This window comes from Vibrio sp. 1CM2L (genome assembly GCF_023161695.1).
GTDB classification, from domain to species: Bacteria; Pseudomonadota; Gammaproteobacteria; order Enterobacterales; family Vibrionaceae; genus Vibrio; species Vibrio coralliirubri.
The window spans coordinates 970,492-979,279 of the sequence record NZ_JALNTT010000002.1; the positions used below are offsets into that span (position 1 = coordinate 970,492).

At 41.4% G+C, this 8,788-nt stretch carries 11 protein-coding genes; 5 read left to right on the plus strand and 6 right to left on the minus strand.

Annotated elements, in window-relative coordinates; translation table 11 throughout:
• Positions 1-3: 3 nt before the first annotated feature.
• From cpaB to MSG34_RS09445, 5 genes are read right to left on the minus strand one after another with little or no spacing between them, the layout of a single operon-like run.
• Positions 4-753, minus strand: a complete 750-nt coding sequence (cpaB, locus tag MSG34_RS09425; RefSeq protein ID WP_059020093.1) for a Flp pilus assembly protein CpaB — start codon at positions 751-753, stop codon at positions 4-6.
• Positions 746-2,095 carry an AAA family ATPase gene (locus tag MSG34_RS09430; RefSeq protein ID WP_086775615.1) on the minus strand — a complete coding sequence of 450 codons (1,350 nt, stop codon included), beginning with the start codon at positions 2,093-2,095 and terminating at the stop codon, positions 746-748. The genes cpaB and MSG34_RS09430 overlap by 8 nt, the downstream gene beginning before the upstream one ends.
• 37 nt (positions 2,096-2,132) lie before the next feature.
• Complete coding sequence (locus MSG34_RS09435; RefSeq protein WP_048612288.1) at positions 2,133-2,663, minus strand: A24 family peptidase; 531 nt, start codon at positions 2,661-2,663, stop codon at positions 2,133-2,135.
• A 9-nt stretch (positions 2,664-2,672) separates the two neighbouring features.
• On the minus strand, positions 2,673-2,825 hold the full coding sequence (locus tag MSG34_RS09440; protein ID WP_167542291.1) for a hypothetical protein: 153 nt from the start codon (positions 2,823-2,825) through the stop codon (positions 2,673-2,675).
• A gap of 10 nt (positions 2,826-2,835) precedes the next feature.
• Complete coding sequence (locus tag MSG34_RS09445) at positions 2,836-3,009, minus strand: Flp family type IVb pilin (RefSeq protein WP_248337159.1); 174 nt, start codon at positions 3,007-3,009, stop codon at positions 2,836-2,838.
• Positions 3,010-3,203: 194 nt separating this feature from the next.
• Here MSG34_RS09445 and MSG34_RS09450 point away from each other — a divergent pair, with 194 nt between their 5' ends.
• The 3 genes from MSG34_RS09450 to MSG34_RS09460 all read left to right on the plus strand — a co-directional run bounded on the left by MSG34_RS09450 (position 3,204) and on the right by MSG34_RS09460 (position 6,973).
• Complete coding sequence (locus MSG34_RS09450) at positions 3,204-3,947, plus strand: AraC family transcriptional regulator (RefSeq protein WP_248337161.1); 744 nt, start codon at positions 3,204-3,206, stop codon at positions 3,945-3,947.
• A gap of 93 nt (positions 3,948-4,040) precedes the next feature.
• Positions 4,041-5,729: an AMP-binding protein gene (locus MSG34_RS09455; protein ID WP_017060826.1), complete on the plus strand. Its 1,689-nt coding sequence runs from the start codon at positions 4,041-4,043 to the stop codon at positions 5,727-5,729.
• A gap of 338 nt (positions 5,730-6,067) precedes the next feature.
• Positions 6,068-6,973, plus strand: a complete 906-nt coding sequence (locus MSG34_RS09460) for a LysR substrate-binding domain-containing protein (RefSeq protein ID WP_048612292.1) — start codon at positions 6,068-6,070, stop codon at positions 6,971-6,973.
• Positions 6,974-7,103: 130 nt separating this feature from the next.
• Here the strand turns inward: MSG34_RS09460 and MSG34_RS09465 are convergent, their stop codons facing one another.
• The gene (locus MSG34_RS09465; protein WP_048612293.1) at positions 7,104-7,310 is read right to left on the minus strand and encodes a DUF1127 domain-containing protein; all 207 of its coding nucleotides are present in this window, start codon (positions 7,308-7,310) and stop codon (positions 7,104-7,106) included.
• A gap of 103 nt (positions 7,311-7,413) precedes the next feature.
• Between MSG34_RS09465 and MSG34_RS09470 the strand changes: the two genes are divergently transcribed.
• On the plus strand, positions 7,414-8,364 hold the full coding sequence (locus MSG34_RS09470) for a LysR substrate-binding domain-containing protein (RefSeq protein WP_048612294.1): 951 nt from the start codon (positions 7,414-7,416) through the stop codon (positions 8,362-8,364).
• A gap of 45 nt (positions 8,365-8,409) precedes the next feature.
• Positions 8,410-8,622 carry a VF530 family protein gene (locus tag MSG34_RS09475; RefSeq protein WP_012604684.1) on the plus strand — a complete coding sequence of 71 codons (213 nt, stop codon included), beginning with the start codon at positions 8,410-8,412 and terminating at the stop codon, positions 8,620-8,622.
• Positions 8,623-8,788 lie beyond the last annotated feature (166 nt).

Sequence of the window (8,788 nt, forward strand, 5' to 3'; positions counted from 1 at the left end):
ACCTCAATCCTTGACGCGCACATTAGATGTTTCTGTACCTTTGATAATGGTGACACTTGGTCTAGGCACATATCGACGAACCACTTTTTTCTCAACTTCATGTGGGTTTCTCAAAGTCAGCTGAATACTGCCTTTACTTTTAGCCGTGAGAAGTTTCTCGGCCTCTTTCGGCGTCATCTCAAGAGTTACCGCTCGTACAATAATCGGACTGTTTTCATTCGTTTTAGCCGTTTGATCTACAGCCAAAACCTTAATATCTTTAAGAACCGTTTGAGTAGCTGCAGAATTTTTTCCGTAAGAAACCGTATTGAGAATATCAACCTTGTTACCCGGTAATAAGAAACCTGCCACACCAATAACATCATCAACACGTATCGTTACCGCACGTTTATTTTCAGGGATAAGAGCTGCAAGCGTTGACCCTTCTCCTGGTACAGTAAATCGTAACTTGTGAAGCACCTCTCCGGCATAAATGGTATTAGCGACAACCTTACCTATTAGCTCAGATTGATCCGAATAGTTGTTTTCATTGATCCAATCAACTTCCATCAACTTCGTCGTTAAATACTGCTCTTCAATTATGGTTCCAGCTTCGATTTCTTGTGATGCGACAACAACGGGGTGACGCTCGACCGTTTCAACTTCAACGGTTGGCTGAACTTGATCATCCATCCACTGCTTAGCAAAAAATACAGCCGCTAAGCCGAATACTACGGACAGTAAAAACAGTAGGAAAACTTGACTCTTATTCATTATTCTCTTCCTCGTGTCCATCAGAGGTAAAATAAACTTCCCATGCCATGGAAAGAATATCGAATGTGATAACAGGTGGGAGTTGCTCAAACGAAAGAATGTCTTTGCTTATACCAACGAGATCTTTCGGTAAACATGGGAAAAGTGGCACTTTCAGAAGCGTGTGCATTTGAGACAAACGCTCAAAAAACCCGTCTTGAAGCTCTACCTCTTTATCAGCAACGACGCTCATCCATAAAGCTTCATAATCTCGCTGATTAAGTGGCTTGAATTCAATCTTGTAACCTAAACGACGTAAAAAGGCAGGATCGCTTATTTTCTTGGGGTTTAGATTGGTAGAAAAGGCAAGAGTTAATACAAATGGCATCGTTATCTGCTGACCATTCGGCAGCGACAAATAGTCGAATGAGTACTCCATCGGTACAATCCAACGATTAAGAAGCGCATCCACCGGCATGGGCTGACGACCAAGATCATCAATGATAAAAATCCCATTATTCGCCATCATTTGTACTGGGGCTAACCAGACACGACTATTCTCTGAGTGATTGACCTCGAGCATATCCATAGTTAGTTCTCCCCCAACCTGAATATTTGGCCTTTCACAATTAAGCCAACGCTTGTCGTACTGATCTTTGAGGGAAATGCTTTGATCGCTTCCGTTACTATCCAACGGTTTATGATGTTGCGCCGAGAACACTTTGATAATGTTACCTAATGCATAGACTGCATAAGGAATAAATACAGATGTGTGCAAAGCATTCACAATACGGCTCGCGACAAAGGTTTTACCAGTACCAGCGTGCCCATATAACAACAGAGCACGTCCAGAATTGATTGCAGGCCCTAATACTGAAATCATTTTATCGACACCATACACATCATCCAGAGCAGCTTCGACATGTGGCCGAGTCACTAACTCTGCTCTCAGGTCTTGCTGTTTGACCACATCACTGTATTGGTCAAGTGAAACTGGCGCGGGCCCTAAATAAGCATCACGTTTAAAGGCAAGATCAGCTTCTTCCAGTCCTTTCTCAGAAAGAGAATAACGGACATGACTATGGGAGACTGATGAAAGAGAAAGGTCTGAGGTAGGTTGAAACACCTCAATTAATGACTTCTTCCTCAAAACGGCTAGAGCACTTTCCACTATATGGGTAACAACACACAAATAATTAGAAAGCTCTAACACATCCGATTTAGGATAAGCAGACAAATGCTTGAGTACGAGGTTTTCAATAACAACTTCAGGAACACCCAACATATCAAGAGATGTCGGAACGGTAGGGGCTGAAATTTGAGGCTTCAAAGTTGTTGGAGCAGTACGCCCTATAATATCCATATATTATTCCTCTCCACAAAGCTAACCAACAACAGGTTTAAGTAAAGTAGCTATACATCGCTAATCCCATTACAACAGAGGGTGCAAAAGGCATCGTCACCTTATTTGAATACCTAGCGTGCAAGCTAGCACTTTCATTTAATACTGGTGCTACCCCACCAAGCATAATTAGCTTATTTTCAAAATAGCCTTTGATACTAAGACTGTTCGAGTTGGAAAAGTTATATAGCAGGTAGAAAGTCCCGATCACTCCAGAAGAAAGTAAGATAAAGTACGATGCATCAAGTAGTTGTCCCCACCCGAGATACATCCCCACAATACCTAATAGCTTCACATCTCCTGCCGACATAGCTCTTAAAAAGTATAAGAGTAATCCAAAACAAAAAAACACCACAAATCCAACGAAGGACATAAAAAAAACATCAAAGGTATAATTGCCGTCAAACATTGATAAAAAGTAAACAAACAAAAAGAAAATCAATATTTTGTTCGGTATACGATGTTTCTCAACATCGTATACCGAAACTGCAATTAGCAATGCCCAAAAAGCTGAAGGCTCATTAATCATATACTCTATTTATACACTCGATATAATACTCTGAAACTTACTGAGTAAAGCCGTTGCCATACCAGAGAAAACTAGTCCAACAGCAAGAACCAGTGAGGCTGCGCCAATCACATACTCAACCGTAGTTAACCCCGATTGTCGTTTCAGTCTATTGTTATTCATAACTCAACCACTAACCAACATTGGCAACAATAGCGTTTAATTTATTTGCTAGAGTAGTCCCTAAACCAGAAAATACGGTTGTCAAACCTAATACCAATAAAGCTGCACCGATTACATACTCGATTACAGTCAACCCTTCTTCATCTTTCATGAATTCTTTACAATTATTCAAAAACTTATCCATGATAACCTCTCCTTGATTTGTGTATCAGGCTTTGTTTACCTGTAAACTAAATCTAGAGGTGAGAGATATATTAGGTTAGGATTTTCTTGCCATTTACTTGCACTTTTTTGTGGTACTTCTAATCTAATTATTATGCATCTTAATTTATCTATTTTTAAACTCGAAGTTGAATATGAAATAGAGTTGGTATTTATATGAAAGTAGTAACACCTTTATTATCAGATAAAGACAGTGAATTTAATGCTGTTATTATCAATAAAATAAATCACTACTTCCCCATTGAAAATTATAAGCAAGATATATCTATAATCAGTAACTTAGATGTCAGACTGGTATTTTTCATCTTGAATAGACCGGATAAACTTCAACTACTTACAATGGCATTATCTATTTGTGAAAACTTGAACAAGCGAATAGTCATTATTTGCTCGGGCCAGTTACCTAATATCGTTCGAAATCATAAGAATATATTTTTCATTATCGAAACAAACAGTAATCATCTGACCAGTACATTCGAAGAACTTAAGCGTAAAACACAGCATATCTTCGAACCTCACTTCGATTTCGACAGAGACATAAATAACAACAATCAACTGCCTACCAAATTGTTTACTTCTGAGGTTGTTAACTATGTGATGGATAACATAAACAAAGAAATCAGAGAAACGGAGATCGCCGAGAAATGCCATTGTTCAACAACCTACTTTTCGAAAAAGTTTCATCTACACTTTGGGGTAAGCTTTAGAGACTTTGTTTGTGACAAAAGAGTTCTACTAGCTAAAAAGTTGATTGAGGCGGATACCGAGTCAAAAATTGCTGTAATTGCCTATCAATGTGGATACAAGGATGTGTCGTATTTTTCGAGAATTTTTAAGAAAAGGACAGGTGTAACCCCAGCAAGTTACAGACGTGCCTGCACAGATAACAGAAAACGCTAATTTTACTCCCTAAAAGAAAAAACCATGGTACATTTAACATGATTTTAACAAAAATAACCAAAAATAACTTAGCGAAAAACATGGAGTTAGACAATGATTCAGCCTAACGAGTTTAGCCAAGAACAAGCAACAGCTCTCCCTACACCCAATGATATGATTTTAAAATGGGCAGAAGAACGCCCAGATGAAGTCTATTTGAAACAGATTATTAACCGCCAATTTGTCGAATTTACTTATAAAGAAGTAGCCGACAAAGCACTGAAACTGGCGTCAGCACTAGAAGGACTCGGAGCCCAACCTGGCGATCGAGTCGCTCTCGTATCGAAAAACTGTGCAGAATGGTTCATCTGCGATCTTGCCATGATGTTAGGAGATTTTGTCAGCGTCCCAATCTTTCCAACGGCGGGTGCAGATACCATTCAATACTGTATTGAACACAGTGAAAGTAAAATTGTGATTGCGGGTAAGCTTGACGATCCTAAAGCCACTCAAAAAGTACTTGATGACAATCCGAGCTTAGTGAGTATTTCTCTGCCATACGACAGCGCAGCGAAGTGCCAACACACTTTCGAACAGCTCATTGAGACACATGAACCATCAACCAAACGCCCTCAGCATCACGACGACAAGCTGATGTCACTTGTTTATACATCGGGTACATCAGGGCTACCAAAAGGCGCAATGCTCACCTACGGCGCGTTTACTTGGTCTGTTCAAAGATTGATTGACCATATTGGGATCCAACCTGGCGATCGCCTGTTTTCTTACCTACCTCTTGCTCATATTACAGAACGCGTTTACATCTTTGGTTCTTCAGTAATGGGGGGCGTGGTTACGGCTTTCCCTGAATCTTTAGACACCTTTATTGATGATGTGAAAATGCATCGCCCTACTCTGTTTATTTCAGTTCCTCGCTTATGGACTCTGTTCCAGCAGCGAATCCAAGACAAATTGCCACAGAAGAAACTGAACTTCTTATTGAAGATTCCGTTTATCAACAACATCATTAAGAAGAAGCTTGCTGATGGTTTAGGGTTAGATCAAGCTCGCGTTCTCGGATGTGGTTCTGCACCTGTATCACCCGCTCTACTCGCATGGTATGAGAGCGTTGGTCTGCACATTACCGAGGCATGGGGCATGACAGAGTCTTTCGCCTACAGCACACTCAACTACCCATTCAGAGCCGATAAAATTGGTACGGTTGGTAATGCAGGTCCAGGGATCGAACTCAAAATAGCTGAAGATGAAGAGATTCTAGTTCGAGGCAAAGGCTTATTCTCTGGTTACTACAAGAATGATATTGCAACCCAAGAATCTTTTAACTCCGATGGTTGGCTTCATACCGGTGATATCGGTGATATCGATAGTGAAGGTTACCTAACGATTCGTGGACGTAAGAAAGATACCTTTAAAACCGCTAAAGGTAAGTTTGTTGCCCCTGTACCAATCGAAAACAAACTGTTTGAGTACAGCCGCGTAGAAATGATGTGTTTGATAGGTCTTGGCCTACCTGGTCCAATCCTACTTGTGGTGCCGCATGACTTCCCTAATTTCGATCGAGCTCGCTATGAGAAAACGACAAAGCGCGTTATCGAGAAAATGAACGAGCAGCTCGGTTCACATGAGAAGATCAAAGGTGTATTGATGATTAAGGAACCATGGAGCATTGAGAATGGCGTGTTAACCCCTACTCTCAAAATCAAGCGACATATCCTTGAGCAGAAATACCATGAAGTTGGTCATAACTGGCCGAAAGATAAATTGGTGGTTTGGGAAGAATAATCAAAATCGAGAGGGAGCCATTATGGCTCCTTTTTTGTAAGCTCAAATTATAAGTACTTAGTATAATCCGCAGCATCACTACTCTCGCAATCTAAACCGACATCCTTTCTCATTCGATGACTTAACGATTTCGAGCAGATAACTTGTCTCGATTTAGTCGCCTTCTTCATCTTAGTATTATCATTGATTTTAAGTACCTGAGTAATAAATCTTCCGACCCAACAGGTTATTGCTTTCATGTTCTCTCTCTTGTATTCCCTGTTTATTTATAGCTATTATGAAAACAACCTGTTCGATAATCGAACAACCATTATTAACAAGAACTATAAGCTGAGTTTATGGATAATAGACTGCGTCACCTTTCAGGTCTCCGTTACTTTGAAGTTGCGGCTCGCTTGAGTAATTACAGCAAAGCTGCTGAAGAGCTGTTCGTCACTCAAGCAGCCGTCAGCCAGAAGATTCGACAGTTAGAAGAACAGGTTGGATGTAAGCTCTTTATTCGTAAGGGGCGTGCAATGACTTTGACGCATGAAGGGCACACACTTTTTAGACATGTCTCTGATGGATTTCAAGAGGTTCTACTGGGGTTAAACAAGATCCAATCAGAACCTATTCAAGGGCTGCTTGTTGTTAGATGTCCCCCTTCTTTTGCTTCTCGTTGGTTACTACCTAGGCTGTGGAAGTTCTCGGTAAAGCACCCAAAAATCCCAATTAAGGTGCTAACAGGGTCTGATACCCCAAATTTGAAACATGGTCAGATTGACGTGGCTATTCTGCAGGGCGAAGATCTGTGTGTTGAAGAAGGCTTGACTCTTGAGATGCTAATCAACGAACCGGTTTACCCTTTTTGTTCCCCTGAACTAGCAAACTCTTTGAACTTCACATCACCTGAACAACTCCTCAAATGTTGGCTGATTCAGTTTGATAGCGGTTGTTTCCCGTGGGAGGAGTGGTTTAGGCAAGCAAACATATCGACTCAAAGCAGCACCATTCAGTGGATGGAAGTCGGTACTTTTGATATGGGGTTAACCACGGTCATGGCGGGACATGGGGTTTGCTTGGCAACAGACAGCTTGGCTGGTGACTTCATCGAACGCGGCTTGCTAGTGAAGCCCTTTGATATAGGCATGACACCTGGGGTTCAAGTCAACCTATGCTTTGATCCTAACTCCCCGAGAGAAGAGCGCATTACCGCGTTCACCAATTGGTTGCACGAAGAAGTAAACGAGCTATTGGAGAGTTAAATCTCATCTCCCACTTCTTTATATAAACCATAAACCTAACTCAACATAGAACGGTAACGTAAACCTCCCGACACCGACAAAACTATGTTGAGTTAAAGCAACATCGAGTTAAAAGCTACGTTGCCTCGAATCACTCCCAAAATGACTTCTTCAGTTCTTTCTCGACTTGTTCCGACGTAATCCCGACATCTCTCAGTAAATAATCGGGTAGCTCAGACATCTGCTTTCTAGTTCTACGATTTTGAAAGTACAGGCCTAATTTAGAATAGAATTTCTTAATTGATAATGATGATAAAAATGAATGGTTGGTATTTGCTGTTGCTGTGATCGTATTCATAGCCTTTTTCCTGTTGATCTTTCGCTTTGTTATGGTCAATAATCGACCAACAGAGCAACATCGACAAACGATAGATACTGGCATTCAGTTAAGGAAAACTAATGTGAGAGAACGCACCCCACCATTCCAAGGGATATACTATTTTTATACTGCGGCTGAAACTGGCAGTTTTAAGCTCGCCGCACAAAAGCTATTTGTCACGGCAGCTGCCGTCAGCCAACAAATTCGCCAACTTGAAGAGTGGTTAGGCGCAGATCTGTTTATTCGCCAACACCGAAAAATAGTATTAACCCATGAAGGCGAAGTATTGTACCTGCAAGCGAAGAAAGGCTTTGCCCATATTCAAGATGGGGTAAGACGCGTCAACCAAGATCCTAACCCGACTCAGCTGTCGATCTCTACCGTGCCTTCCTTTGCTCAGCATTGGCTAGTACCGAGAATTGGCGACTTTCGCGATCGCCACCCTGATCTATCCATGTTAATTGAGCCGACCAATAAGCTAGTCACATTTGAAGATTCTAATGTCGATATCTGCGTTCGATATGGTCATGGAGACTACCCAAACATCGAATCACGTTGGTTGATGGACGAGGTCATTTACCCGGTTTGCCACCCTATTTATCAAGAGAAACACGGTATTTATGACATCGACGATCTGCATAAAGCGGAACTTATTGAAGACCGTTGGCCTGATATGGATTGGAATCTCTGGTTACAAGTCGCAGGGGTAAAAGCTGGCCGCACATCATTGCAATTTGATGGCTCTCATTTTGTGTTAGAAGGTGCGCTATCCGTTCAAGGTGTCGCGCTTGTTAAGCACAGCTTGGTATACCGCTATTTACAAGAAAAGAAATTGGTGCGAATCGGAAACATCGCGCTGAAGCCTAAATACAATTATTTTTTGTGCGCGCCTCCAGGTTACTTTCATCGAGAAAAGATAAAACGTTTCGAAGAATGGATGCAGGCTCAGGTTAGATTATTTGGTAATACAGGTAGAGAAGAACTTTCGATTATCCACACCGATTACGAACTCAAATGGTCGGATAATTCATAAAGCGAAACTGGTATACTTAGCTCAAATAAATGGCGAGAACATCTCATGACACAAGACAATAATCCACTTCACGGTATTACTCTACAGAAGCTACTGACTGAATTGGTTGAACATTACGGTTGGGAAGAGTTGAGTTACATGGTGAACATCAACTGCTTTAAAAAAGACCCGAGCATTAAATCGAGCTTAAAGTTTTTGCGTAAAACGGATTGGGCTCGTACCAAGGTAGAGCAGATTTACATCGACTTAAAGCGTTAGTCTCTCCCTGTTTTATCAGTCCCGTGTTGATTAAATACGGGACAACCCCTGTGTCTACTTTTTAGGGGCCATATCAATATCACATCTCGCATCTCGCATCTCGCATCTCGCATCTCGCATCTCGCATCTCGCATCTCGCATCTCGCATCTCGCATCTCGCATCTCG